Here is a 25398-nt window from a genome sequence, read left to right on the forward strand (position 1 = left end):
ATGAACGGGACCTGGGACAGACGGGCGTTTATCAAGCGAGTCGCGCTCGGCTGCGCCGGGATGGGCGGGATCGCGACGGCCGGCACTCTGCTCGTGGACGCCGGGCGGGACGCGCCGCTCGCCGCGACGCGCTCCTCCCAGGTCCGCGACTTCCGCGCCGGGCTCGACCTCGAGGAGATCGCGCGGCTCGTCGTGTCGGCGGCGGGAGAGGCCGCGGAGGCGACGCGCGCGGCGATCGCCTCGCTCGGCGGAATGGGGCGGTTCGTCCGCCGCGGCGAGACCGTGGTCATCAAGCCGAACGTGGGCTGGGATCGAACGCCGCTCCAGGCCGCCAACACGAACCCGGCCGTCGTCGCGGCGCTCGTCGCCCTGTGCGTGGAGGCGGGGGCAGCGTCTGTGGTCGTGACCGACAACTCCTGCAACGAGGCGGGGCGGTGCTTCACGCGGTCCGGCATCTGGAAGGCGGCCGAGGGGGCGGGCGCCGCGGTCGTGCTGCCGGCGCCGCACCGCTTCCGGGCGTACGACCTCGGCGGCGTGGCGCTCGGGCGCATGCCGGTGCTCACCGCCGCCGTCGAGGCGGATCGCTTCATCAACGTGCCCATCGCCAAGCACCACGGGCTCTCCGTCTTCACCGGCGCCATGAAGAACCTCTACGGCGTGCTCGGCGGCCGCCGCGATCGCCTGCACCAGCGCATCGACGACTCCATCGCGGATCTCGCCGACTTCGTTCGGCCCACGCTCACCGTGATGGACGCGACGCGCGTTCTCGTGCGCAACGGCCCGCAGGGGGGCGACATCGGCGACACCGAGGAGGTCGGCCGCGTGATCGCGTCGGTCGATCAGGTGGCGGTGGACGCCCACGCGTGCGGCCTCGTGCACGTGGCCCGGGCGGATCTCCCGTACCTTAGGCTCGCGGCGGCGCGGGGCCTGGGCGCGGCGGATCCGGGCCGGGTGTCGCTGCGGGAGATCTCCTGATGGCGCGCGCGGGCAGGACCTCGTGGCGCGGCCTGCGCTGGGCGCGGCGGGTGACCCAGATCGCGTCCGCAGCGCTCTTCCTCGCGCTCATAGCCGCCACGGCGTCGCTCACCGGCAGCGGCTTCGACGCGGCGACCTCGGCGACGGTGCCCTACCCGGTGGAGGCGTTCCTCGACATCGACCCGTTCATCGGGGCGCTCGTCGTGCTCTCGACCGGGGCGATCCCGGGGGCGCTCGTCTTCGGCGGAATCGTGCTCGCCCTCGCGCTGCTCCTCGGTCGCGCCTTCTGCGGCTGGATCTGCCCGTTCGGCGCCATGCACCACGGGATCTCCGAGGCGCCTCCCGGACGCCCCGCGGCCGCGCGCATCGCCGCGAACCGCCCGCGCGCGTACCAGAAGATGAAGTACGTCGTGCTCGCCGTGTCGCTCGTCGCCGCGATCTGCGGGTCCGCGATCGGCGGGCTGCTCGATCCAATCTCGCTCGCCACGCGCGGCGTGTCGCTGACGGTCGTGCCCTTCGTCAACTACGCGCTCGGCGGCGCGCTCGAGGCGGGCGCCGGTTCGGGCGTCGGCGCGCTGCAGGGCGCCTCGGACGCGCTCTACGAGGCGACGAGCGGCGTCGCGGTGTACCAGCGGGGCTTCCTCGTCGTCGGCGGCGTGCTGGTGGCGATCGTCTTCGTCGCGGCGCTGGTCGCGAACCGCTGGATCCCTCGGTTCTTCTGCCGCGGCGTGTGCCCGCTCGGCGCGATGCTCGGCACCGCGGGGCGGTTCGGCGTCCTCGCGCTCGTGAAGGACGCGGAGGCGTGCGACGGCTGCGGCCAGTGCCAGGTTCACTGCTCGCAGGCGGCCGGTCCGAAGCCGGGCGAAGCGTGGCTGCGCGCCGAGTGCGATCTGTGCCTGAACTGCGTCGCCGCCTGCCCCAAGGGCGCGATCCGGTTCGGCCTCGCCGGGAGGAAGACGGACGAGAAGTCCGCGCCGGACGTGGGGCGCCGCCAGGTGATCGCGGGCGCGGCGCTCGGCGCCGCGATCGTCCCGATCCTGCGCACGGGGACCCTGACGTCGCCGATCGGCCGGCCGGATCCGGCGTGCATCCGCCCGCCGGGCGCGGTCGACGAGGAGGAGTTCCTCGCGCGGTGCGTGCGCTGCGGCCAGTGCATGAAGATCTGCCCGAACAACGCGTTGCACCCCGCGCTCGACGAGGCCGGGATCGAGGGGCTGTGGACGCCGGTGCTCGTCCCGAAGGTCGGCTACTGCGAGCCGACGTGCACGCTGTGCACGCAGGTCTGCCCGACGGCCGCGATCCGGCGCGTGCGCGAGGACGAGAAGACCGGGAAGAACGGCGCGCCGATGGTCCGCATCGGGACGGCGTTCTTCGATCAGGGGCGCTGCCTGCCGTGGGCCATGGGCGTGCCGTGCACCGTGTGCGAGGAGTTCTGCCCGACGTCGCCCAAGGCGATCACGACGCGCGAGACCGAGGTCGTGGTCGAAGGGCGCACGGCCGTCCTCAAGGTGCCGTTCGTCGATCCCCGCCTGTGCAACGGCTGCGGCGCGTGCGAGCACGTGTGCCCGGTGCGCGATCGGGCGGCGGTGCGCGTGACCTCGGCCGGCGAGACCCGCTCGCCGCGATCCCAGCTCCTGCTCGGCGGCGGTGATCCCACGGCCGGGCGCAAGCATGGGAGCTGATCGAGCGACGCCCCTCGCGGGCACGACGAACTCAAGGCCCCGCCTCGTGCTGCTCGCCGTCGGGCTCGGCACCCTGCTCACGGCGATCTTGGGGTCGTCCACGAACCTCGCGCTGCCGGACATCGGCCGCGACTTCGGCGTCGCGCTCAATGGCTCCCGCTGGGTGGTGCTGTCGTTCCTCGTCACGGTGACCGCGCTGCTGCCGGTCGCCGGCCGTGTGGGCGACGCGATCGGCTACGGCAGGCTGTTCCTCGCCGGGTACGGGCTGCACATCGCCGCCGCCGCCGCGTGCGCCGCGGCGCCCGGGCTCGAGACGCTCGTCGCCGCGCGCGTTCTGCAGGGGATGGCCGCTGCGATGGTGATGGCCGCCGGCCCAGCGCTGCTCACGACCACTTTCGACGCCTCGCACAGGGGCCGCGCGCTCGGGATGCTCGGCACTGCGACCTACGTCGGGCTCTCGATCGGCCCGCCGATAGGCGGCCTGATCCTGACCGGCGCCGGCTGGCGCTGGGTGTTCCTTCTCGGCGCGCCCGTGGCCGCGGTGATCACGGCGCTCGGGTGGCGCTTCCTGCCGGCGCACGCGCCGCCGCCCGGGAGCTTGCCGGCGAAGCCGCTCGCGTCGCTCGCGCTGTTCCGCTCGCGGACGTTCTCCGCCTCCGCGATCGCGGCGCTGTGCAACTACGTCGCGCTGTTCGTGCCGATCATCCTCGTCCCGTTCGTGCTCATCGAGGGGTACGGCCTCTCGCAGCGGACCGCGGGCCTCGTGCTCGCGGCGCAGCCGATCGCGATGGCGCTCACCGCGGCGCCCGCCGGGTGGGTGTCGGATCGAATCGGAAGCCGCGGCCTCGCCGTGTCCGGGATGATCGTGGTCGCGGCGGCCGCCGCTGGGCTGTCGTTCACGGACGCGTCGTCGGGCGTCGCCTGGATCGCGGCGTGGAACGCGGTGATGGGCGTCGGGGCCGGCGTCTTCGTCACGCCGAACTCGAGCGCGCTCATGGGCGCGGCGCCGCGGGGGCAGCAGGGCAGCGCGGGCGGCATCGTGGCGGTTGCGCGCAACCTGGGGATGATGATCGGCGTCGGATCGGCGACGACGTTCTTCGCCGCCGCGGGCGGGACCACCGGGCACCTGTGGAACGCGACCGACTACGGCGCCTTGCAGATCGCGCTCCTCGCCGCCGCCGGCGTCGCGCTGATGGGTGCCCTCGCCGCGTTCCTACAGAGATCGCGGCCCGCGCCCGGAGATCCGGCCCGGTAGCCGGACGCCTCAACCCCGCGCGAGCTCCCTCACCGTAGCGACGAGCGCGGGGACCGGGACCGCGCGGATCGTCTTGGTCAGTTGGCGCGCCTGGGCGCCGAGCGTGACGACCTCGCCCGCCTCGGGACGGAGCGCCCCGAACTCGTCGGCGAAGCGTGCCAGGGCGCCGCCCATCTCCGCGCGCGGCGTCTGCGCGAGCTTGAGCTCGAACGGACACAGCCGGCCGTCGACCCCTTCGATCAGCAGATCGACCTCCAGGCCGTTCTTGGTGCGCAGGTAGAAGAGGCGCGGCGGCACCCCTTCGGAGAGCATCGCCTTGAGCACTTCCTGGAGGCAGAAGTTCTCGAAGAGCGGCCCGGCCAGCGGCCCGTGCATCAGATGCTGGGCGTCACGAAGCCGCGTCAGGTAGCACACGAGGCCGCAGTCGATGAAGTACACCTTGGGCGCCTTGACGACGCGCTTGCCGAGGTTTCCGTGGTACGGCGGCAGCAGGTAGACGATCCGGCCCGCCTCGAGGATCGACACCCACTTCTTGATCGTGTTCACCGCTACGCCCACGTCGTTCGCCAAAGCGGACAGGTTCAGCGCTTGGGCGCAGCGCGCGGCCAGGAGCTGCAGGAACCGCTCGAACTCGCGCAGGCTGCCGACATCGTACAGGCCGCGGATGTCCCGCTCGAGGTAGGTCTGCACGTACGAAGCGTACCAGCGGGTCGCATCGAGCTCGGGAGACGTGACGATCTCGGGAAACGAGCCGCGCATGCACGCCCGCTCGAACGCGCCCCGCGTGCCCGAGCTCGTCGCGACGCGCGCCGCCTCTCCCAGGCCGAACGGCGGCAGCTCGAGCAGGCCGATCCGCCCAGCCAGGCTGTCGCCGAGGTTCTTGATCAGCGCGAACTGCTGGGAACCGGTGAGCACGAACCGGCCGCGCTCGCCGCGGCGCCTGTCGATGCGCATCTTCAGGTGCGGGAGAAGCGACGGCGCGTATTGGATCTCATCGATGATCACGTGCTCACCGGCCTGATCCAGCAGCAGCTCCGGATCGTCCAGCGCCTGCCGGCGTGAGAGCGGATCGTCCAGGGTGACGTACGCGTAGTCGGGCAGGGCGTGGAGCAGCAGCGTGGATTTGCCGGTCTGGCGCGGCCCGGTGATCGCTACGGCCGGGAACTGCTTCAGCGTTTCGCGGAGGGCCGGCTCGAGGTCGCGCTTGATGTACCGGTCCATGAGAGCAGGCTCCCATTTCCGGACGCTCGGAGCAAGCCCGATTTGCATTGAGAATGCAAATCGGTCCGAACGAAAGAGCGGGCTCCCGCCCGGGAATCGGACCGAGCGGACGATCCGCACCTATTCCGACAACGAGGACTTCTTCGTCCTCAAGCTCGCGCCGTGACGAATCAGAAGTTGTCGGCCTTCTCCTCGAAGTAGCCCTTGGGGTGCTGGCACGCCGGGCACTTCTCCGGCGCTTCGGGACCCTCGTGGACGTAGCCGCAGTTGGAGCACTTCCAGCGCACCGGCTGCTCGCGCTTCCACAAGCCGTCGGCGCACAGCCGCTCGCACAGCTTGCGGTAGCGCGCCTCGTGCTCCTTCTCGACGCGACCTATCATCGTGAACGCCGCGGCGACGAGCGGGAAGCCCTCCTTCTTCGCGGTCTCGGCGAACGCCGGGTACAGCTCGGTCCACTCCTCGTGCTCGCCCGCGGCCGAGGCCTCGAGGTTCGCCTGGGTGTCGCCGATCACGCCCGCCGGGTAGCTCGCGGTGATCTCGACCATGCCGCCCTCGAGGAACTTGAAGAACGCCTTCGCGTGCTGCTCCTCGTTCTCCGCCGTCTCCTCGAAGATGTCCGCGATCTGGATGAGGCCCGCCTTGCGCGCCACCTTGGCGAAGTACACGTACCGGTTGCGCGCCTGCGACTCGCCCGCGAACGCCTTGAGCAGGTTCTTCTCGGTCTCGGTTCCCTTGATGCTGGCCATGGACGTCCTCCGTGGTTGATGTTGCGCCATCTTTACGGGGTGCGGCGCCGACGGCAACAGGATTTTTTCGCCGGGTTTCGTGCTAAAGGAGGGCAGGAGGCGCGCGGTGCCCGATCCCGTGGACGAGAAGAGAGTGGCCGATCGGCCGGCAGCGGCCGCGCTCGAGCCGGCGTTCGAGGCCGGGGGGACGGTGCGCGCGGGGTTCGCTTTGTGGCGCGCCGCGGTCGGGCCGCTCATGTGGCTCGCGGCGATAGGTCTCGTCGCGTCGGTGCCGCTCTCGGCGCTCATGGCCGTCACCGGGTTCGATCCCCTCGATCCCGCGAGCTATACGCCGCTCACGACGCTCGGGCTCGTCCTCGCCGTGGCGCTCGGGCTGCCGTTCTCCATCGGCTCGTCCGCCGGCTCGTTGATCGTGCTCCGGGAGGTCGCCCAGGCCGGGGAGGCGCGCACCGGCACGTTCGCGGCGTTCATCGCCGGGTACCGGTTCTTCTGGCGCGTGCTCGGCGCGTGGCTCGCCATGGGAGCGGCGGCGGCGCTCGCCGCGATCCCCGCGGCGGCGGTCTGGTTCGGGATGGACGCCGGTGCGGCCGAGCGGCAGACGATCGCCTTTGCTCTCGCCGTCATCGCGGCGCTCGCCGCCGCGATCCTCTGGGTACGGCTGGCACCCGCGACCGCGGTCGTCGTCCTCGAAGGGAGGCGCCCGCTCGAGGCGCTCGCCCGGGCAGCGGCGCTCACCCGCGGCCGCTTCTTCCGCGTGCTCGGCGTGCTCGCCGTCTTCGCGGTCGTGTCCGCCGCCGCGCAGATCGTCGCCGCGATCCTCGGCGGCTCGCCGGAGACGGCGCAGATCTTCGCGATGGCGATCGAGGTCGTGCTGCTCGGCCCCCTTTCGGCGGCGCTCGCCTTCGCGATCTACCTCGGCCTCGTGCGCACCGAGCGGCCGAGCGCCTGATCCCCTATGCCGCCGCGCCCTCGGCCTGCGCCTCGGCGGCCGGCTCGGCGGGCGCCTCCTCCTGCGCGTCCACCTGCTCCCGGAACGGCAGCGCGAGGAGGCGCGCCGCGACGGCGTCCGCGCGCTCCGGGTGCTCGAGGAGGTGCGCGATCGCGTTGTCTCGGCCGTTGCCGAGCCGCTCGCCCTCGAACGAGAGCCACGCGCCCGCCTTCTCGAACAGCCCCTCGGCCACCGCGAGATCGACGAGCTCGCCCGCGCGGCACACGCCCTCGCCGAAGATGATGTCGAACTCGGCCCGGCGGAACGGCGGCGCCATCTTGTTCTTCGTGACCTTGACCCGCGTGCGGTTGCCGATCGCCTCCTCCTCCCCCTTCTTCTTGATGGAGCCGATGCGGCGCACGTCGAGCCGGACCGACGCGTAGAACTTGAGCGCGTTGCCGCCGGTCGTCGTCTCGGGGCTGCCGAACGTCACCCCGATCTTCTGGCGGATCTGGTTGATGAAGATCACGGTCGAGGCGGTCCGGTGCGTCACGCCCGTCAGCATGCGCATCGCCTGGCTCATCATGCGCGCCTGTAGCCCGACGTGGTGATCGCCGACCTCGCCGTCGAGCTCGGCCTTGGGCACGAGCGCCGCGACCGAGTCGATGACGACGAGATCCACGCTCTCCGACTGGATCAGCGTGTAGGCGATCTCGAGCGCCTGCTCGCCGTGGTCCGGCTGGGCCACGAGGAGCTGATCCACGTCGACGCCGAGCTTGCGGGCGTACGCCACGTCGAGCGCGTGCTCCGCGTCGATGAACGCGGCGATGCCGCCCGCGCGCTGCACCTCGGCTATCGCGTGCAGGGTGAGCGTCGTCTTGCCGGACGACTCCGGGCCGTAGATCTCGATGAGGCGGCCGCGCGGGTAGCCGCCGATGCCGAGCGCTCGATCGAGGCCGATCGACCCGCTCGAGAACGACGGGATCTGATCCCCGTTGGGCGCGTCGCCGAGCCGCATCACCGCGCCCTTGCCGAACTGCTTCTCGATCTTCTCGAGGGCGGCGCCGAGCGCCTTCAACTTCTCCTTCAGGCTCATGGTTCTTCCTTTCTCGACCCGTGTCGGGTCGGCGGACGGATCACGCCTTGCGGCGGTCCAGGCTCCGGTAGCCGATCGCCTCGGCGAGGTGGCGGACCTCGATGCGGGGAGCACCCTCGAGATCCGCGATGGTGCGTGAGACCTTGAGGATCCGCGCGTACGCCCGGGCCGAGAGGCCGAGGCGGCCGATCGCCTTCTCTATGAGCGCCTGCCCCGCCGCGTCGAGCGTGCACGCCGCGTGGATCTGCCGCAGCGACATGCGGCCGTTGACCCGGGTCGGCGTGCCCACGAAGCGCCTCGACTGGATCTCCCGCGCGGCGACCACGCGCTCGCGGACCGCCGCCGAGCTTTCCGCGGGAGGGGCGGCCGTGAGATCGCGGACGCGCACCGACGGCACCTCGATGTGGATGTCGATCCTGTCGAGCAGCGGGCCCGAGATGCGGCCGCGGTACTTCTCCACCGCGGCGGCGGCGCACGTGCACTCCCGCTCGCCGGAGCCGAAGTAGCCGCACGGGCACGGGTTCATGCTCGCGATCAGGTTGAACGTCGCCGGAAAGGTCGTCTGGCCGCTCGCCCGGGAGATCGTGATCGCCCCCTCCTCGAGCGGCTCGCGCAGCACCTCGAGCACGTGCCGCTTGAACTCGGGCAGCTCGTCGAGGAAAAGGATGCCGTTGTGCGCGAGCGACACCTCGCCCGGCCGCGGCGGGTTGGAGCCGCCGACGAGGCCCGCGTCCGACACCGTGTGGTGGGGCGCGCGGAACGGCCGCGCCGTGACGAGGGGGCGGACCGCGCTCGTCAGGCCGAGCACCGAGTGGGCGGCCGACACCTCGAGCATCTCCGCGAAGCTCAAAGGCGGCAGGATCGTGACCATGCGCCGCGCGAGCATCGTCTTGCCCGAGCCCGGGGGCCCTATCATCACCGCGTTGTGTGCGCCGGCGGCCGCCACCTCGAGCGCCCGCTTGGCGTGCTCCTGCCCGCGGACCTCCGCGAGATCGATGTCGTCGACCCGCGGCCCAGGCGCCGCGACGGTGCGCGGGTGGGGCGGGATCGGCTTCTCGCCCGTGAGGTGCGCTACCGCGGCCGGCAGATCCGCGATCGGGAGGACCTCCATCCCGTCGACGACCGCCGCCTCGGCCGCGTTGTCCGAGGGGACGAGCAGCGCGCGGATCCCCTCGCGCCGCGCCTTCAGGGCGAACGGGAGCGCGCCCGGAACGTGCCGGCACCGGCCGTCGAGGCCGAGCTCGCCCACGGCCATCAGGCCGTCGAGCTTGTCCTGCGCGACGAGCCCGGCGCCGGCGAGCAGCCCGAGCGCGATCGCGAGATCGAACGCGGCGCCCGACTTCTTGAGATCCGCGGGAGCGAGGTTCACCGTCACCTTGCGCGGCGGCACCGCGTACCCGCAGTTCGAGAGCGCGGCGAGCACGCGGACCTTGGACTCCTTCACCGCGCCCTCGGGCAGCCCGACGATGGCGAACGCCGGCAGACCGAGCGCGAGATCGACCTCGACCTGCACGATATCCGCGCCGACGCCCGCGAGCGCGGCGCACGTGACCCGAGTGTGCATCCCACCTCCTCGCCGGGGGGCAGGAGCAAGCCGCGTGCCGACTCGCCTCGACGGCAAAGAGGCGCTCGCAGAGCCGGTTCTCGGCCGATCGACGGGATCGGTTTTGGCGGCCCCGCCGCGCCCGCCGCCGCCCGCCGCCGCCGATCGTCCCGCCGCTGCCCTTGACCGGCCGATGTGGTAGGGTTACGGGAAGCCCGAAACGAAAAGGCTCGACGAACGTCCCGCCCCCGGGCGGTGGACGGCGAGGGTGTGACATGGGATTTCTCAAAGAGGCGATTCTCCGGATCGAAGAAGACAAGACCACTCTGAAGATCGATTTCCACGAGATGATGATCGCGATCACGACGCTGCAGACGCGGAAGACGTTCGCGCAGTACCGCGCGGCGCGGGACAAGCTGTACGCCCTGGCGTACGAGAACCCGGCGGAGCTGCCCCCGATCGTCGCGGGGTACCTCGACAGGATCGCGAGCGACGCCGAGGCGCGGGCGCGCACCCACATGCACCTGACGAACGCGATCGTCATCTGCTACGAGGAGATCCGACCGGAGGAGGCCGCCGACGAGAAGGCGCGGGCGCGGCTCACGGCGCGCAAGGCGGAGGCGCTCGGGGTGATCGGCCGGCTGGCCAAGGAGATCCCCGTGGGCCACGTCCTGAACCTGATGCTCGTCGGCGAGAAGGGCGAGACAGAGGACGCCCACCTCGCGCTCGGCTGGCTGGATCACTTCCAGGGATCCCAGAGCTGGGTCGCCCTCAAGGCGTTGCGGATGCTCACCGAGGCGCTCGAGAAGGTCCGGCGGGATCCGGCGATGGCCGCCGCCCAGCGCACGCTGTACATCGTGAACGGCACCTCGGCGATCAGCAAGCTCGTGCGGATTCACCCGGACGAGCCGTACGCCGGCGACGAGGTGGTCCGCCTCCTCTTCGGGCTGCTCGACGCGGAGGAGGACGAGATCCGCTACAACGCCGGCCACGTGCTCGCGCACATCGTCCGGCGCGCCTCGGCCTGGCCGCGGGGGGTCGACCTCGCGGTCTTCGCGAGGCTGCTCGCGAACCTTGCGGACGCCGGGCGCCCGCTCGGGGCCGAGGGCGCGTTCGACGCGATCGAGACGATCCTGTACAGGCACCCCGCGCTCGACGACGTGCAGGTCGCCCTCGCCGCCGGGAGGCTCGCCGAGCTCGCCGCCTCGGGCCGGGGTTTAGGGGAACGGGCGCGCAAGACCCTGACGCGCCTCTTCGAGACCAAGCGGACCGAGCTCGCCCGAATCGACGCCTCGGCGCAGCGGCTGTTCGAGGCGTGCGGCTCGGATCCGGCCCGCGCGATCCGCGACGTCGCGCCGCTCGCGGACTGCGGCGTTCCGGAGGTGGAGGTCGCGGCGGCGTCCGCGATCCGCCTGATCCTGGATCTGGCGGCCCGGACGAACGCGGGGCCGCTCTCCGACGAGGCGGGCCTCCTCGTGGCCGGTCTCGACGCGCTCGGCGCGCGCAAGGCGCAGGAGTTCAGGGACGAGATCGAGCTGATCCGCGCCAACAAGGCGGTCAAGAAGGCGCTCAAGCGGATCCAGAAGCTGCCGGGCGCAGCACCTTCCGCGGAGGCGCCGAAGGGTGAGGCCGCGCCGCGGAGGACCAAGCCGAGGACGTGGAGCAGGTCCATCCAGCTCTACTTCACCGAGAACCCGATCGGGGAGGAGATCCAGCGCCACCTCAAGCTGACCAGCCTCGATCTCGAGTCGCTCCTCAAGAAGGCCCTGGACCGGAAGGTCGGCGGGCTCGCGGTCACCGCCCTGCGCGACTCCTACGACTCCGACTACGCGCACCACTTCGGCGCCAAGGACGCGCGGATCTTCACGGGCGCCGTCCTGCGCGCCCTGAGCCGCGCCGAGGATCCGCCCAAGGTGGCCGCGGCGCGGGATCTCCTCCTGCGGATCGAGGAGGATCTCCTGCAGGCCGATCGCGGGGCGATCTGGGACGGGATGTGCGCGGAGATCGGCAAGGCGATCGACACCGGGCGGACGGAGTTCGGCCCGCTCGCCATGAAGATGCTCTGCCTGCTCTCCGGCCCGCCGCGGGAGAACACCGCGATCGTCGCCCGCATCCCGGAGTCGATCGATCTGGAGGCGGAGCTCGCGGACGGCAAGGCGCTGCGCTCGCCGAACGAGTGAGGGCGCGGCTGCCGTCAGAAGATCGAAGACAGGAGTGACCGGGTCGCGGCGCGCGGGGCGGCGCTGCAACTCGAGGAGCCCGCGCTGATGCCCGACGTCGCGGCCGGCTGCTCGGTGTCGGTCCCGGCGTCCGGCTCGGGCGGCGGCCCGGCGTCCGGGATCCCGCCGTCCGGGATGCAGCTCGGGCCCCACACGCAGGCGTCGGTCGCCTCGTCGCAGACCATCTCCTCGCACTCGTCGGTCGGCTCGCAGGCGACCGGGGTGCCCGGCTGGCACGAGCCCTCGTCGCACCACTCAAGGCCGTCGCACCAGTCGCCGTCGTCGCACTCGGCGCCTACGCGGCACATGACGAGCCGCACGAGCGGGTCGCCGTAGAGGTTCATGTTGGACTTCTGGTACATGGAGATCAGCCCCTGGCCGTCCGTCGTCACGGCGATTGTGTCGCCGAGCGCCTGGCCCGCGGCGCTGCCCGCGATCACGTTCTGGGCGAACTCCGTGCCCATGTCCGACGAGTCGCCGTCGATCGTCTCCGACTGGATCCACAGCTCCGGATCCGCGTACGGGAAGCTCCAGGCGTAGGCGACGCGCGTGGCGGCCATCGTCGCGATCGCGCCGCGGCGAAGCAGGTTGTACGCCAGGTTGTCGGGCGACTCGGGCGTCGCGTTGGAGCACGAGTCGTGGACGACGAACGGCGGCGGCGCGTCCTCGAGCATGTGCGACGTGGCCGATTCCATGAAGGCGAGCGAGTAGGTCTCGTAGTTGCCCTGCTCCTCGTCGGCGCAGAGGTTTCCGTTCGTGTCCGCTCCCCAGATCGTGCGGTAGGCGCCCGAGGTCGAGCCGTGGCCGGCCCAGTAGACGAGGCCGTAGCCGAGCGCCCACTGGTTCACGACGTGCTCCATGTCGATGGGGAAGTGGCTGAAGAACTGGCTCGGCTCGATCCCGTCGCGCTCGTAGAGCGAGGTCCAGACCATCCCGCGCGGCTCGAGCTCCTCGCGGATGAGCCACTCGGCGATCGTCGCGCCGTCCCAACGCGGCTGGAGCGTGCTGCAGCCCTCGTACTTGTACCAGTAGATGGAGTCCGGCAGGAGCGCGCGGCGCCGCCACTCGAGATCGCCGGTCGCCGACTCCTCCTCGTACGCGAGGATCCGGCCGAGCATCTCGTCGATCGCCGACGCGCCGTCCGAGTAGCACGGCAGCCGCCCGACGTAGATGTCCGGGACGAAGCTGACCTCGTCGTCCACCTCGCAGTACTCGCCGTCGCCGTCGGCGTCGAAGTCCCCGGTCAGGTTCGCGTAGTAGAAGTCGGTCGGCGCGATCTCGACCCAGCCCTCCTCGGCCGAGGCCGCGCACGGCTTCATCGGGACGCCGTAGATCGCCTCGTCCGACGGGTCCGGGTTGCCGACGAGGAACGCCCAGCCGAGCCCGAGCGGCGCCCAGTTGTCCTTCAGCCACTTGCGGATCCGGTCCGCGCGCGTGTCCTCGGTGGGATCCCCGGTCGAGAGGTCGAAGTCGGCGTCGGTCGCGACCGTCACGGTGTAGCCCTGGCTCTCGCGCAGCGCGACCCAGTCACCGAGCAGCAGGCTCTCGTCCTCGATGTCGTCGGTCGTGATCACGGCGATCCCGTCGTCGCCGGGCGCCGGGTATCGGGTGCAGGCCTCGCCGTACCAGGCGGCGGCGTCGGCGAAGTTGTCGAAGAGGCGCGCGGCGAGCTCGTCGTCGAGGCTGCAGCCGCGCTTCGGGGCTGTCGGGGCGCGCTCCGCGGCGTAGGTCACGACGACGCGCAGCGCCCCTGCCGTCTCGAGATCCATGGAGCGCGGGCTCCAGCGAGCGGGCGAGAGCGCGATCTCGATCGACTTGAACCCGCGGACCTCCTTCGCGGCGCCCTTCGCCTCGCCCCACGCTGCCGGGTGGCGGGCGTCGCGGCCGTAGATCGCCGCGTCGCGGCCGCCGACGATCCGATCCTCGGCCGCGCCCCAGCGCACGGCGCCGGTGTCGTGCACCCTATAGGGCGGCGCGGGCGCCACGTCGAACGGCCCCTCGCGGGTCTCGACGCCGAAGGGCTCCACGCGGACGCGCACGGAGCCGAGATCCGCGTCGGGCGGCAGGACGAGCCGGAGGTGCCGGTGCGGGAGCGACGGCGCGCCGGGGGTGGGCCGGGCGCCGGCCCCGTCGACGCGCACGGACGCGAGACCGTCCGCGTCCAGGGAGATGCGCGGCGCCCCGAAGGCGGCGTCGAACGTCACGGTGCGGGTCTTCGCGGCGTTCGCGTCGGCCGCGGCGAGAAGGAGGAGGGCGAACAGCGTCGTCGTCGTCGTGGTGCGCATCACAGACCTCCTGCGATCGCCGCGAGCCAGTCGGTCATCGCGGTCGCGGCGCCGTCGTCCACGGCCTCGGCGCCGCCGTGCTCGGGCCACAGCCCGTCGGCGGTGCCGGGCGTCAGGGCGTGGGTCAGGCCGGGCAGGATCGCGGTCGTCACGTCCGTGAGCCCCGGGCCCGCGTCCGCGTCCACGCCGCCGTCCGCGAGCAGGGCGCCCGAGAGCGCGGCGGCGAGCTCCTCGACGAGCGCCTGCGGCACGAGGTGGTCCTCGGCGCCGTAGAGGACGAGCGTGGGCGGCAGCGCGATCGGGTTCGCCACGAGATCCTCGGCGAACAGGCTCTGCCACGCGGCGGTCGTGTGGCCGAGGTACGCGTCGCCGTCGTAGGTGCCGTTCGCGAGCCTCGCGAAGAGCGCGTCGTTCAGGTCCTGGAACTCGTCGATGTACTCGCCCCGCATGTTGGCGCTCTCCAGGTAGCGCGCGGTGACGAGCGGCACCGCGTCCAGGTACGCGCCGCCTATCGGCGCGACGAGGACGATCCCGGCGATCTCGCCGCCCGCCGCGGCGCCGGCCGCCACGTGGACGCCCGCCCCGGTCGTGAGCAGGAACACGCGATCCGGATCGACGTCCCCCCGTGCCGCCACGGCCGCCACGGCCGCCTGCGCGTCCGCGACGAGCCCTTCGACGGTCGCCTCGGCGAAGTCGTCCCCGCCGTCCTCGATGCCGCGCGCGCCGAACCGCGCCGCGACCGCGCCGGCCGCGACGAGCCGCGCCGCGAGCTGGGCGTAGAGATCCACCGCGCCGACCTCGCCGCGCGCCGTCATCCGCTCCCAGCCGGGGATCATCACGACCGCGGCGTGCGGCCCCGCGCCGGGAGGCACGTCGACGAGCCCGTGGAGCGTCGCAGCGCCCGACACGGCGCTGATCGCCGCGCTGCCGGTCGGCACGGCCGGGAGCGCGACCTCGACGGGATCGCCGGCCGGAGACAGCAGGTTGAGCTCCAACGGCGGCGCGTACACGGCGGTCCACTCGAAGTTGTTGCGCGAGCCCATGTGGACGGGCACGTCGTACTCGAACCGGATCGGGATCTCGTTGATGTCGTACACCGCGTCGGTGCTGGTGCTGTGCCAGGGCGCCTTCGCGCTGTCGATCGGGTAGCGCACGACGAGCGTGTCCGGCCCGTCGGCCTCGAGCTCCACGGCGTCGATCCTTTCGAGCTCCGGCGAGAAGATCGGGACGCGCTGCGCGCCGCCGGCGCTCCAGTCGTACCGCTCCGCGAGCAGCAGCGCCGTGAGCGGGGAGTGCGAGCCGAACGTGTCGATCGGGTACTCCCGGTGGTTGAGCATCACGATCGGCGGTTCCGGAGACTCGAGCAGGCGCTCCCACCGCCGGCCGTTCGACTCGACGGAGTAGGTGAGCTCCCCGGCGACGGCGTCGTAGGAGAACTCGTACTCCTTCGTCATCTCGATGCCGTTGTTTCCGGAGTACAGCGACTTGCAGTAGGCGTTGTAGACGAGCGCCTCGCCGGACACCAGGTCATGGGTGTCTGCGTCCAGGACGAGCCTCGAAAGAGCGCGCTGGCGGTACCCGGGCGACACGCCCGGGTACAGGAAGAACAGGAACCCGTGCAGCTCGCGTGCAACGACGAGGTCGTCGCCGGCCAGGGAGATCTCGAACATGGCGTGACCGTACTGGGTGTCCGAATACGGGTCGTCGTCCTCCCGCGGGGTCATGTTGTAGGCGTACGTGCAGTCGTTGCCGCAGGGCTCGGTCACCTCGACCGAGCCGTCGGGATCGCCCTCCCACGCCCCGGCGTCCTGGTACCGGAAGCTCGCGTCCGCGCCGGCGTCCGGCTCGACGGGCCCGGCGTCCTCACCCGCATCCGGGCCGGCGTCGAAGCCCGTGTCCGGCGGGGGCTTGTCCCGGCCCCCGAGATCGCACGCCGCAACCGCGAGCGCGACAGCCGCGACCCCGGCGGATCGGACGACGACCCGAAAGGTGAATTCCAATGCGGAGGTGATCGGCACGGTCGGCTCCTTGTTCGTGACGCGCGCGCCGCGCTGGCGTCGAGATCGGAAACTATACCTTCGCCTCCCCGGCGCGAAACAGCCAAATCGCACCCGATGGAATAATTGGTACGTCTTCGAGGTCGAAATACACGTATTTGGCGAGGGTTGCGGCCGGCCGTGTTACAAATGGCCGGGCGACATCGAAGGAGGATCGATCATGCGCGGCGCTTTCATCGGTTTGATCGTGCTGTTGGCGGCCGGGACGGCGACGGCCCAGGGTGCGGAGCTCGCGACCCCGAGCAGTCCGCTGGACACGCGGGCCTCCGGCCTCACGGCGGCGGGCCCCGAGGACCTCGTGGCGATAGGCGATCTCTACATCGAGGCGATGCGGCTCAAGGAGGCGTCGTCGTCGTACAAGGCGGCGCTCAAGCTGCAGAAGAAGTACGGCGAGGCCGAGTTCGGCCAGGCGCGGATCGACATGGCCAAGGGAAAGCTCGAGAAGTCGAAGAACGCCTGCCGCGGCGTGTGGCGCCGGCACAAGGGCGAGAGCGTGGGCGAGGTGTGCGCGGGCTGGGTGTGGCTGACCTTCGACCGGTCGGCGCGCGCCATCGACGAGTTCAACAAGGCTATCGAGAAGGGCGACACCGCGCGCGGCCAGACCGGGCTCGGCGAGGCGTACCGGCGGCAGGCCGAGAACGCGCGGGCGATCGAGGCGTACAACGCGGCGATCGGCGCCGGCGCCGGCTACGTCGCGCGGATGGGGCTCGGCCTCGCGCAGGAGTCGAACGGCGACAGGCCCGCGGCGCTCGCGTCGCTCAAGGCCGCGGTGGATCTGGAGCCGGCGTCGTGCATGGCCCACTTCCACTACGGCCGCCTGCTCGGCAAGGGCGCCGAGGCGGCGGAGCACCTGCGCACGGCGATCGCGATCCGGCCGGCGTGGACGGACGGTTACCAGCAGCTCGGCGAGATCCTGCTCGCGAGCGGCGACTACACCGGTGCCGAGCAGGCGTTCCGCTCCGCGATCGAGTCGTCCAAGGCGCCGCGCGGCGTCGCGCACTACGGCCTCGCGCGGGCGCTGTACGGCCAGGGCAAGCCGGACGACGCCAAGGCCGCGCTCGAGAAGACCATCAAGCTCGTGCCGAACCTCGTCGATGCGTACCTGCTCCTCTCCGACATCGTCTACGCGTCCGGCGACTCGGAGGGCGCGATCGAGGCGCTCGAGCAGGCGAAGAGCGTCGCCCCGGGCGAGGTGAACGTCTACCTGCACTCGGGCCAGACCTACTTCAAGCTCGGCCGCTACACGACCGCCAACAGCTTCCTCAACCAGGCGATCGCGATGAAGGCCGGCCTGTCGATCGCCTACGTCATCCTCGGCGACATCGCGTGCGAGCGCCGGCTGTACGACGAGGGCCAGGCGCACTTCGCGAGCGCGCTCAAGGGCGACATGCTGGGCGTTTCGACGGCCGAGATCGAGCAGCGCAAGGCGAAGTGCAAGTCGAAGTTCTAGCCCCCCGACCGCCGTCCGCCTCTGCGCTTGTCCGCGGCATCCGATTTCCGAAATCCAAGTCGACGATCGCGCCGGCGCCTGTAGGGCGTTCCCCGCCAACTGACGTCGTGACCATCGCGATGATGGCCCAATGAGGACCTCATCAGAGACACTGAACAATGCTGGTACAAATCTCAAGTTCAACTTGACGATTGTGCTAATGGCGAGCAACCATATGATATGTTTATAGAAAGAAACGCCGAGTCTGAGCTCTTGCGCCTGGCGAAGGCGTTTCCGGCGGTGACCGTCGTCGGGCCGCGGCAGTCCGGGAAGACCCCCCTGGTCCGCCCCGCGTTCCCAGATCACGCCTACTGCAACCTCGAGCACCCGGAGCACCGGCGACTGGCCCAGCAGGATCCCCAGTCGCTGTTCCGCCGCTTTCCCCGCCCCGTCGTTTTCGACGAGGTCCAGCGCGCGCCGGAGCTGTTGTCCTGGATCCTGGCGCTTTCGGACGAGCACCCGTCCGAGAGAGGCGCGTGGATACTGACCGGCAGCGACCAGTCGGCGCTGCACCAGGGGGTGTCCCAGAGCTTGGCCGGGCGCACGGGGATCCTCCGCCTGCTGCCCTTGACCATCGCCGAGCTCGCCGGCGCCGGGATCCGCCCGGACCGGGACGAGCTGATCTGCTCGGGCTTCCTCCCCCGCATCCACGCGGACGGGCTCGTGCCGCACAAGGCGCTTCGGGACTACTACCAGACCTACGTCGAGCGGGATCTGCGCCAGCTGCTGCAGCTCAAGGAGCTGGCTCGGTTCGACGTGTTCATGCGGTTGCTTGCCGGCCGGGTCGGCCAGCTCTGCAACCACCAGTCGCTCGGCAGCGACGTCGGCGTGTCGGGCACCACCATCGCGCACTGGCTCTCCGTCCTCGAGGCGTCCTACGTCGTCTTCACGTTGCGTCCGTACTTCAGGAACACCGGGAAGCGGTTCATCAAGTCACCCAAGCTGTTCTTCACCGACGTCGGGCTCGCGGCGTACCTCCTCGGCCTCGAGAGCCCGCTCCAGGTTTCGCGGGATCCTCTGCTCGGCGGGTTGTTCGAGAACCTGGTCGTCATGGAGGCGATCAAGTGCCTCGTGAACCGGGGAGAGGAGCCGCGGCTCCTGTTCGCCCGCGACGGAAAGGGGCGGGAAGTCGATCTCGTTTTCGAGCGGCGCGGCGGCGCCACCCTCCTCGCGGAGATCAAGGCGGCCCGCACCTGGACGGGAGAAACGCTGGCGGGCCTGGATCGCTTCGCCGCGGAGATGGACGGGCCGACGGAGAAGGCGGTCGTCTACGCGGGAGATCTGGAAGCCGTCGCGCGAGGCGTGCGGCTCGTGTCGTTCCGAAACGCCGAGGCGCTGTTCGGGCCGCCTCCCAGGGACTAGCCGGTGACCCCCTCCCAGCCCACCGAGGTCGTGACCGCCTTCGTGACCCGCGGCGCCGAGCCGCTCGCGCTGGAAACGGTGCCCGGGCTCCTCGAAGCGTGGCAGAATGTGGCGGGAGGATCATGACGGCGGCCATCGAACGCATCATCGAGGAGATCGCCGGCGAGAAGTCGGACGGCGCCACCTCGCTCGCCCTGCGCGGGCTCGACGCCATGGAGCTCCTGTGCGCCGAGCTGCCCGACGATCCGGCCGCCGCGCTCGACCGCGTCCGCGACCTCGCGATCCGGATCGATCGCCTGCGGCCCTCGATGGCCGCGATCGGCTCCCAGGCGGTGCTCGCCGCGGCGCGCGCGACCGCGCTCCTGGCCGAGGGCGTCCCGCCGGCCGCCGCGCTCTCCCAGGCGATCCGCACGGAGCGGGAGATGCTCGGCCAGGCGAGCGCGACGATCGCCGGGCTCGTGGCCGACGAGCTCGGGCCGGGAGGCGTCGTCGCGACGTGCTCGTGGAGCGTCACGGCGATGCGCGCGCTGCTCGCGGTGCGGCCGTCGCGAATCGTCATCGGCGAGGGGCACAGGCTCGGCGACGGCCTGCGCGCGGCCAAGTGGCTTGCGGCTCGCGGCTTCGCGCTCTCGGTCGTGCCGGACGCGGCGCTTCCGGACGCGGTGCGCGCGGCCAGGGCCGTGCTCGTCGGCGCGGATCAGGTGCTCGCCGACGGCTCGGTGGTCAACCGCAGCTCGACGCTCTCCATGGCGCTCGCGGCGCGCCACTTCGGCGTGCCGTTCTACGTCGCCTGCCAGCGGATCAAGCTCTCCGGCAACGCGACCGCCGAGATCGAGGAGTCGCCGCACCTGTTCGGCGAGCTGCCGGCCGGCGTCTCGGCGTGGTCGCCGCTGTTCGACGTCACGCCCGCCGCGCTCGTCGACGCCTACTTCACCGAGTCCGGGCGGCTCTCGCCTTCCGAGGCGGGCGAGGTCGGCGCCGGCATCGCGCGGCTGCGCGCCGAGCTGTACGCGAGGGCCTAGGTGTCTCGTGCCACGCCGTTCGTCGCGCCGGCGATCCCGTACGCCGCGGTGCTCGTCGGGATGCACGCGCTACACAGCGCCTGGGCCGCGATGCTGCTCTACCACGCGGGCATCGTCGCGATCTGGCTCGCCGCGGGCCGTCGACCCCGCCCGCGCGCCCTCGTCGATGGAGCGCGCGCCAGGACCGCGATCCCGCTCGTCCTCGTCGGGCTCGCCGTCGGGCCGGTCGTCTGGCTCGCGTGGCCGCACGTCGCGCTCGAGCCGCGGATCGCCGAGGTGCTCGCGCGGTTCGGGCTCGCGGGCGGATCGCTCGCGGCCTTCGCCGTCCACTCGGCGCTCATCAACCCGGCGCTCGAGGAGCTCTTCTGGCGCGGCGTGCTCCTCGACGAGACCCGACGGCCCGCGCCCGCCGACGCCCTGTTCGCGGGCTACCACGTCCTCGTGCTGACGCTCGTCGTCACGTGGCCGTTCGCGCTCGCCGCGGGGATCGCGCTCGCCGCCGCGGCCTGGTTCTGGCGGATCGCCGCCGTGCGCTGCGCCGGGCTCGCCGCGCCGTTCGCGTCGCACGTCGCCGCGGACCTCGCCGTGATCTTCGCCGTGTGGGCGAGGCTGCCGTGACGCCGCGCATCGCGATTATAGGAGTCGTCGCGCTCTGGATCACGGCGTGCGGATCGGCCGTTGCAGTCGGCCTGAATCCGACCGATCCGGCGGATCCGACCGATCGCCCGGATGCCGGAGCCCCTGCGGAGCTTCCGCCCCCGCCCGTGCCGGTCGCCTGCGGCTGCACGACGAGCGCGGACGAGCCGATCGAGCTCCACGTGTTCGCGCGCGAGCTCTCGAGAGAAAAGATGGACGCGCTCGCGGCGATGCTCGCGAAGGACGGGTTCACGGTCTCGTTCGTGGAGTACGCGGACGAGTCGAGCGTGCCCAAGGTTGCGATCGAGACGACGCCGACCCGATTCGTCGCCGTGTTCCGGGGTCGAATAGAGATGAGCTCCGAGCCGCTGAGCTCGCGGGATGGGTTCATGTGCCGGCCGGCGGTCGAGGGCACCGTCATTCCGAAGCGGTACCGGAAGTATGTCGTCGAGGTCGGGCCGCCGGATCCGCAGCTGTACTGAAAAATCGGCGGTGCGCAGGTTCCCACCCATAGGTGATCGGGCGTTCTTCTTTCGGTATCAAATCGCCCAGGACGGACGCTAGATCCGGTATGCTGGGTGTGCGGCGGCGCGCCGGCCGAGAGGGGGTTGGAAGATGTTCACGCGTTCGAAGAGGACGTTCTTCCTTTGGATCGTCATCGGGCTCCTCGCCTGGGCGTGGGGCTGCTACCACGCCGGATCCAGGGGCGGCGACGGGGACACGGAAACCGAGACGAGCGCCGATAGCGACTCCGACACGGACTCCGACACGGACTCCGATGCGGATACCGACACCGACTCGGACAGCGACGCGGACACGGACACCGAGCTCTGCGACGGCTTTCCCGAGGAGGTCTATACCGTGCCGTCGCCGCCGGCAGGGACGGATTCCACCGTGGCGGCCCTGTGCGATTCGGGGACGCCGACCGCGACGAGCAACACCGCCGCGACGGTCGCGCTCGAGACGGGATCCTGGGACCTCGTCAACGCCGACGGGCAGATCGCGGTCGCCGCGGATCTCGTCGGCAGGGTGAACGGGCTGCCGATCATCGAGATCACCTCGGCGATCCCAGAGGATCTGACGGCCGCGGTCGTGACGGGCGTCGCGCCGGCGGGCGACGGCTTCTCGTTCCACGTGGAGTTCCCGTCGTACGCGTGGTTCGCGACCGGGGAGACCGAGCTCGTCATCCGGGTCACGTTCGAGATCGCGTGCAGCGACACGAGCGGGGACACGCAGAAGGTCGAATCGACGACCTACCTCCACCTGTGTGAAGGAGCGGACTACCCGGTCTGGATCGCCTCGGGCGGCGAGTGCACGGTGTGCAGCGAGATCTGCGAGAAGATCGCGTGCCCGCTGCCCGCCTCCCGCGATCGGGGTCCGGCCGCCCTCTCCGGCAGCCCGCAGGCCGAGATCGTGGCGGTCGCGGTCTACGGACGGAGCGTCACGCTGTGCGTCGAGCACCGCGGCACCGAGGGTCCCCTCTCCTACGAATGGCGGGTGAAAGGCGGCGAGGTGAGCGGGAGCGACACGGCCGGGATCATCTGGGAGGTTCCGGCCGAGCCCGGGCCGCACCTCGTCCAGGTCGCGGTGAAGGACTCCACGTCCGCGACGGTGGCCGCGCTGCGCTGGCGCCACCGGGCTTGAGCCGGATGGGAGCGCAGACCGCCGTCCTCGTGGGGCCCAGCCTGCAGGGGAACCTGGCGCTCGAGTACCTGGGTGCGGCGGTCGAGGCGGCAGGGCACCGGGCGCGGCTCGTGACCTTCGACTCGAAGGCCAAGGCCGAGGCGTGCGTCCGCGCGATCCTGGTTCACGAGCCGGATCTCGTCGGCCTGAGCATCGCCTTCCAGTGCGCGGTCGACGACCACCTCGAGCTGGCCAGGCTCCTGCGCCTCGCCGGCTACCGCGGGCACGTGACCTGCGGGGGCCACGTGCCGACCTTCTGCTACCGCGAGCTCCTCGAGGCGGCCCCGGGGATCGACTCCGTCGTCCGCCACGAGGGGGAGCGGACCCTCGTGGAGCTGCTCGACGCGCTCGGCCGGGGCGGCGAGGCGCCGCGCGGGCTGCAGGGCCTCGTGTGGCGCGAGGGGAGCGCGGTGGAGGTCGCGCCGCCGAGGCCGCTCCTCGCGGATCTGGACACGCTGCCGAAGCCCTTGCGGCGCCAGAAGCCGCTCGTGGTGGGCGGCGCCCCGATAGCGGTGATGCTCACCTCGCGCGGCTGCATCGGCGAGTGCGCGTACTGCTGCCTTCGGGCGTTCGGCAAGGACGCGGGCGGCAAGCGGTTTCGACTGCGGAGCGCCGAGGCGGTGGCCGAGGAGATCGCCTCCGCGTACCACGACCTGGGCGTCCGCGTGATCATCCTCCAGGACGACCTGTTCATCCTGCCGAGCGAGAGGCGGTCGATCGAGAGGATGAACGCGATCTCCCGCGCCCTGGAGGCGCGCGGCGTGGGCAAGGTGCTCTTCTGGATCAAGGGGCGGCCCGAGACGATCACCCCGGCGGTGGCCGAGGCGGCGGCGGCGATGGGCGCGATCCACATGTTCCTCGGCGTGGAGAACGCCGCGCCCGAGCGGCTGCGCTACCTGGGCCGGGTCCACTCGCGGGAGGACAACGCGCGGGCGATCGAAAGGTGCCTCGAGCGCGGGATCCGATCGTCCTACAACTTCATGCTCTTCGACCCGGACTGCACGCTCGAGGAGATCGTCGAGAACATCGATTTCGCGTCGCAGCGGCTCGATCTCACCTGGAACGTGTGCCGCACCGAGATCTACCCCGGCACGCCGCTGCTCGAGCGCCTGCGCGCCGAGGGGCGCCTCGAGGGGAGCTGGCTCGCCTACGGCTACACGATGCGCGACCCCCGGGCCGAGCTGATGTTCCGGATCCTGCGGATCTGCTTCGCGGAGCGGGCGTTCTCCAACGAGAGCCTCCTCAACAGGCTCATCAACCTCTCGTTCTCGCGGCACGTGCACGAAGCGCTCCTGCCCGGGCCCGCTACCGCGGCCACGAGCGCACAGGTGGACCGGCTCGTGCACGACGTGTACGCGGACACCGTGGGGGAGCTGCGCGAAGTCGCCGCGTTCGCCGCGCGCGCCGACGCCGACGATCTCACCGCGTGCCGCGACTTCGCCGTGGAGACGGCGATGGCGATCAACGAGCGCGACGACGCCTGGAGCCGGAAGATCGATGAAATCGGGTTCCTGCTCGACGCGCGCGGGGCGAGGATACGGACCACGGGCTGAATCGCCGAACCGCGGCTACGTGGTCTCGCAGCAGACCTGCTCGCCGGGACAGGTCATGTCGTCGTGGACCGTGCCGCTGTGGCTCGTGCACCACGTCGCGCTGTGGCAATCGTACTCGCAGGTCCACACTCCGGCGTCCGCGGCGCCGCCGTCCGGGCCGCCGTCCGCGTCCGAATCGGAGTCGGTGTCCGTGTCGGAGTCGGAGTCGGTGTCGGTATCGGAGTCGGTGTCGGAGTCTGTGTCCGTGTCGGTGTCGGAGTCTGTGTCGGTGTCGGTGTCCGTGTCGGTGTCCGAGTCCGTGCCCCCGCCGCCGTCGTCCGAGCAGAACGTGACGACCATCGCCAGCGCGCCGATGGACAGGACCGCCAAGATGATCGAAATGCGCTTCAACATATTCTCTTCTCCTCTCATTGCGGGATGCTCTCGATGGACGCGATCGGCCCCGTGCCGTCGTTGCCGCCCATCGTGTACACGTAGCCGTTGACGCGCACTATATCATAGTACGAGCGCGCGGTCGTCCACTGGGCGTTCGATGACATGTAGGTCGTGTCGATCACGTAGTCGAGGTCGGTTGCGAAGACGTCGATCGGGAACCTCGACGTGACATTGATGAGCGGCGACGGCTCGCCCGCGATCCCCTCCTGATCCACGCCCGGCAGGCAGTACAGGTAGTCGTCGATGAGGAGGCCGTCGTGGGCGTACGTCCTGCGGCCCATCGGGAGGTCGTACGCCTGGACGTGCCACGCGTCGAGCACGCCGTCCGGCGACGTCACGAGCGCGGCCTCGATGCTCTGGATGCCGCTGTTGAGCACGCCCGACCAGAGGTCGTCGCCCGCGAGCGCGAAGAGGAAGATCGGCTCCGGCCAGGTGCCCTTGGTCGCTCCCTTCTCGAGCGGCGGGGTCTCCGGGTTCCAGAACGTCTCGTCCCTGTTCTTCGTCGTCAGCAGCGGGAAGAACGCGCGCTCGACGTTGAACGTCGCGATCTCGGTCGTCCAGGCCCCGAGGTCGCCGTCCTCGAGCACCAGCGCCTTCTCGATCGTGTCGAAGTAGCCGTCGCCTCCCGCGTGCGGCCGTCCTCCGCCCACGAATATGTACGTCTTGTCGCCCAACGAGTCGCTGCCGGACGGGACGGTCAACGCCACCGCGCCCGCACCCTCGCGCGCCTCCACCAGTATCTCTTCGAGCTCGGTCCAGAGGCTCAGGGTCCCGGGCGGCAGCACCGCGATCCCGTCCCACGCGGCGACGCCGGTGTCGGGGGTGGCGCTCCCGTCGTCCGTCCAGGTCGTCACCCCGGTGAGCCCCGACGCGAGGAGGAACGTGTCCTCGTCGCCGGTCGACTCGGTGGCCACGGCGCTCGTCCTGTACACGTTGTACGTCGCGCCCGGCACCGCGTTCCACGACAGCGTGACGCTGCCCTCGCCGGCCGCGGTCTCCACCGACACGCGGTAGCCGGCGACCGACTCGACGCTGTCCACCACCGCGGTCATCCGGTACACCCACACGCCGGCCGCGAGCGCCCCCCCCGCGATCGGCGTCGCGGAGACGAACCCGGGCGCCGGGAAGTACGTGCCGTCGTCCGTGAAGCAGCTCCCCGTGACCTCCGTCGCGAGCAGCCGCGCCGTGCCGGGGCGGCCGTCGGCGCAGTT

At 71.3% G+C, this 25398-nt stretch carries 20 protein-coding genes; 12 read left to right on the forward strand and 8 right to left on the reverse strand.

Annotated features, from left to right (window positions below):
• The 3 genes from M0R80_04875 to M0R80_04885 are packed head-to-tail and all read left to right on the forward strand — an operon-like array spanning position 1 to position 3912.
• Positions 1-975 carry a DUF362 domain-containing protein gene (locus M0R80_04875; GenBank protein MCK9458952.1) on the forward strand — a complete coding sequence of 325 codons (975 nt, stop codon included), beginning with the start codon at positions 1-3 and terminating at the stop codon, positions 973-975.
• Complete coding sequence (locus M0R80_04880; protein MCK9458953.1) at positions 975-2657, forward strand: 4Fe-4S binding protein; 1683 nt, start codon at positions 975-977, stop codon at positions 2655-2657. Before M0R80_04875 ends, M0R80_04880 begins: the two co-directional genes overlap by 1 nt.
• Complete coding sequence (locus M0R80_04885; protein ID MCK9458954.1) at positions 2647-3912, forward strand: MFS transporter; 1266 nt, start codon at positions 2647-2649, stop codon at positions 3910-3912. Before M0R80_04880 ends, M0R80_04885 begins: the two co-directional genes overlap by 11 nt.
• 9 nt (positions 3913-3921) lie before the next feature.
• Here the strand turns inward: M0R80_04885 and M0R80_04890 are convergent, their stop codons facing one another.
• Entirely contained in the window at positions 3922-5133 is a 1212-nt protein-coding gene (locus M0R80_04890; protein ID MCK9458955.1) for an ATP-binding protein, read from the reverse strand.
• A gap of 170 nt (positions 5134-5303) precedes the next feature.
• Entirely contained in the window at positions 5304-5879 is a 576-nt protein-coding gene (locus tag M0R80_04895) for a rubrerythrin family protein (protein MCK9458956.1), read from the reverse strand.
• Between the two features lie 106 nt (positions 5880-5985).
• Between M0R80_04895 and M0R80_04900 the strand changes: the two genes are divergently transcribed.
• A complete protein-coding gene (locus tag M0R80_04900; GenBank protein MCK9458957.1) occupies positions 5986-6828 on the forward strand; it encodes a hypothetical protein in 843 nt (280 codons plus the stop codon).
• Between the two features lie 4 nt (positions 6829-6832).
• Here the strand turns inward: M0R80_04900 and recA are convergent, their stop codons facing one another.
• Together recA and M0R80_04910 are read right to left on the reverse strand one after the other, a co-directional pair.
• Positions 6833-7903, reverse strand: coding sequence for a recombinase RecA (gene recA / locus M0R80_04905; GenBank protein MCK9458958.1), 1071 nt, complete (start codon positions 7901-7903; stop codon positions 6833-6835).
• Between the two features lie 40 nt (positions 7904-7943).
• Complete coding sequence (locus tag M0R80_04910; GenBank protein ID MCK9458959.1) at positions 7944-9467, reverse strand: YifB family Mg chelatase-like AAA ATPase; 1524 nt, start codon at positions 9465-9467, stop codon at positions 7944-7946.
• A gap of 254 nt (positions 9468-9721) precedes the next feature.
• On the opposite strand from M0R80_04910, the gene M0R80_04915 reads away from it, so the two are divergent.
• Positions 9722-11626, forward strand: a complete 1905-nt coding sequence (locus M0R80_04915) for a hypothetical protein (GenBank protein ID MCK9458960.1) — start codon at positions 9722-9724, stop codon at positions 11624-11626.
• Between the two features lie 14 nt (positions 11627-11640).
• Here M0R80_04915 and M0R80_04920 read toward each other — a convergent pair whose 3' ends face one another.
• Together M0R80_04920 and M0R80_04925 are read right to left on the reverse strand one after the other, a co-directional pair.
• Positions 11641-13950 (reverse strand): C25 family cysteine peptidase, encoded by a 2310-nt coding sequence (locus M0R80_04920; GenBank protein ID MCK9458961.1) that lies wholly within the window; start codon positions 13948-13950, stop codon positions 11641-11643.
• A complete protein-coding gene (locus tag M0R80_04925) occupies positions 13950-15950 on the reverse strand; it encodes a hypothetical protein (protein ID MCK9458962.1) in 2001 nt (666 codons plus the stop codon). The genes M0R80_04920 and M0R80_04925 overlap by 1 nt, the downstream gene beginning before the upstream one ends.
• 217 nt (positions 15951-16167) lie before the next feature.
• Between M0R80_04925 and M0R80_04930 the strand changes: the two genes are divergently transcribed.
• From M0R80_04930 to M0R80_04960, 7 genes are all read left to right on the forward strand, one after another.
• On the forward strand, positions 16168-17457 hold the full coding sequence (locus M0R80_04930) for a tetratricopeptide repeat protein (protein MCK9458963.1): 1290 nt from the start codon (positions 16168-16170) through the stop codon (positions 17455-17457).
• A 219-nt stretch (positions 17458-17676) separates the two neighbouring features.
• Entirely contained in the window at positions 17677-18858 is a 1182-nt protein-coding gene (locus M0R80_04935; GenBank protein ID MCK9458964.1) for an ATP-binding protein, read from the forward strand.
• 122 nt (positions 18859-18980) lie between these two features.
• Entirely contained in the window at positions 18981-19880 is a 900-nt protein-coding gene (locus M0R80_04940; GenBank protein ID MCK9458965.1) for a hypothetical protein, read from the forward strand.
• Positions 19881-20498, forward strand: coding sequence for a CPBP family glutamic-type intramembrane protease (locus tag M0R80_04945; GenBank protein ID MCK9458966.1), 618 nt, complete (start codon positions 19881-19883; stop codon positions 20496-20498).
• A complete protein-coding gene (locus M0R80_04950) occupies positions 20495-20998 on the forward strand; it encodes a hypothetical protein (GenBank protein MCK9458967.1) in 504 nt (167 codons plus the stop codon). Before M0R80_04945 ends, M0R80_04950 begins: the two co-directional genes overlap by 4 nt.
• A 133-nt stretch (positions 20999-21131) precedes the next feature.
• On the forward strand, positions 21132-22160 hold the full coding sequence (locus M0R80_04955; protein ID MCK9458968.1) for a hypothetical protein: 1029 nt from the start codon (positions 21132-21134) through the stop codon (positions 22158-22160).
• Between the two features lie 5 nt (positions 22161-22165).
• On the forward strand, positions 22166-23752 hold the full coding sequence (locus M0R80_04960) for a cobalamin-dependent protein (protein MCK9458969.1): 1587 nt from the start codon (positions 22166-22168) through the stop codon (positions 23750-23752).
• A gap of 15 nt (positions 23753-23767) precedes the next feature.
• On the opposite strand, the gene M0R80_04965 is transcribed toward M0R80_04960, so the two are convergent.
• Together M0R80_04965 and M0R80_04970 are read right to left on the reverse strand one after the other, a co-directional pair.
• Positions 23768-24145: a hypothetical protein gene (locus M0R80_04965; GenBank protein ID MCK9458970.1), complete on the reverse strand. Its 378-nt coding sequence runs from the start codon at positions 24143-24145 to the stop codon at positions 23768-23770.
• A 14-nt stretch (positions 24146-24159) separates the two neighbouring features.
• Positions 24160-25398 (reverse strand): hypothetical protein (locus M0R80_04970; protein ID MCK9458971.1); only part of this gene is annotated, 1239 nt, incomplete at its 5' end.

It is taken from the genome of Pseudomonadota bacterium, assembly GCA_023229365.1.
Lineage (GTDB): Bacteria > Myxococcota_A > Polyangia > JAAYKL01 > JAAYKL01 > JALNZK01.

Excerpts from the sequence above, each read along its gene's own strand:
- M0R80_04935 (MCK9458964.1), top strand. The coding sequence starts at position 17,677 with ATGTTTATAGAAAGAAACGCCGAGTCTGAGCTCTTGCGCCTGGCGAAG.
- M0R80_04875 (MCK9458952.1), top strand. The coding sequence starts at position 1 with ATGAACGGGACCTGGGACAGACGGGCGTTTATCAAGCGAGTCGCGCTC.
- M0R80_04890 (MCK9458955.1), bottom strand. The coding sequence starts at position 5,133 with ATGGACCGGTACATCAAGCGCGACCTCGAGCCGGCCCTCCGCGAAACG.
- M0R80_04895 (MCK9458956.1), bottom strand. The coding sequence starts at position 5,879 with ATGGCCAGCATCAAGGGAACCGAGACCGAGAAGAACCTGCTCAAGGCG.
- M0R80_04940 (MCK9458965.1), top strand. The coding sequence starts at position 18,981 with ATGACGGCGGCCATCGAACGCATCATCGAGGAGATCGCCGGCGAGAAG.
- M0R80_04880 (MCK9458953.1), top strand. The coding sequence starts at position 975 with ATGGCGCGCGCGGGCAGGACCTCGTGGCGCGGCCTGCGCTGGGCGCGG.
- M0R80_04885 (MCK9458954.1), top strand. The coding sequence starts at position 2,647 with ATGGGAGCTGATCGAGCGACGCCCCTCGCGGGCACGACGAACTCAAGG.
- M0R80_04960 (MCK9458969.1), top strand. The coding sequence starts at position 22,166 with ATGGGAGCGCAGACCGCCGTCCTCGTGGGGCCCAGCCTGCAGGGGAAC.
- M0R80_04930 (MCK9458963.1), top strand. The coding sequence starts at position 16,168 with ATGCGCGGCGCTTTCATCGGTTTGATCGTGCTGTTGGCGGCCGGGACG.
- recA (MCK9458958.1), bottom strand. The coding sequence starts at position 7,903 with ATGAGCCTGAAGGAGAAGTTGAAGGCGCTCGGCGCCGCCCTCGAGAAG.
- M0R80_04920 (MCK9458961.1), bottom strand. The coding sequence starts at position 13,950 with ATGCGCACCACGACGACGACGACGCTGTTCGCCCTCCTCCTTCTCGCC.
- M0R80_04915 (MCK9458960.1), top strand. The coding sequence starts at position 9,722 with ATGGGATTTCTCAAAGAGGCGATTCTCCGGATCGAAGAAGACAAGACC.
- M0R80_04910 (MCK9458959.1), bottom strand. The coding sequence starts at position 9,467 with ATGCACACTCGGGTCACGTGCGCCGCGCTCGCGGGCGTCGGCGCGGAT.
- M0R80_04965 (MCK9458970.1), bottom strand. The coding sequence starts at position 24,145 with ATGTTGAAGCGCATTTCGATCATCTTGGCGGTCCTGTCCATCGGCGCG.
- M0R80_04955 (MCK9458968.1), top strand. The coding sequence starts at position 21,132 with ATGTTCACGCGTTCGAAGAGGACGTTCTTCCTTTGGATCGTCATCGGG.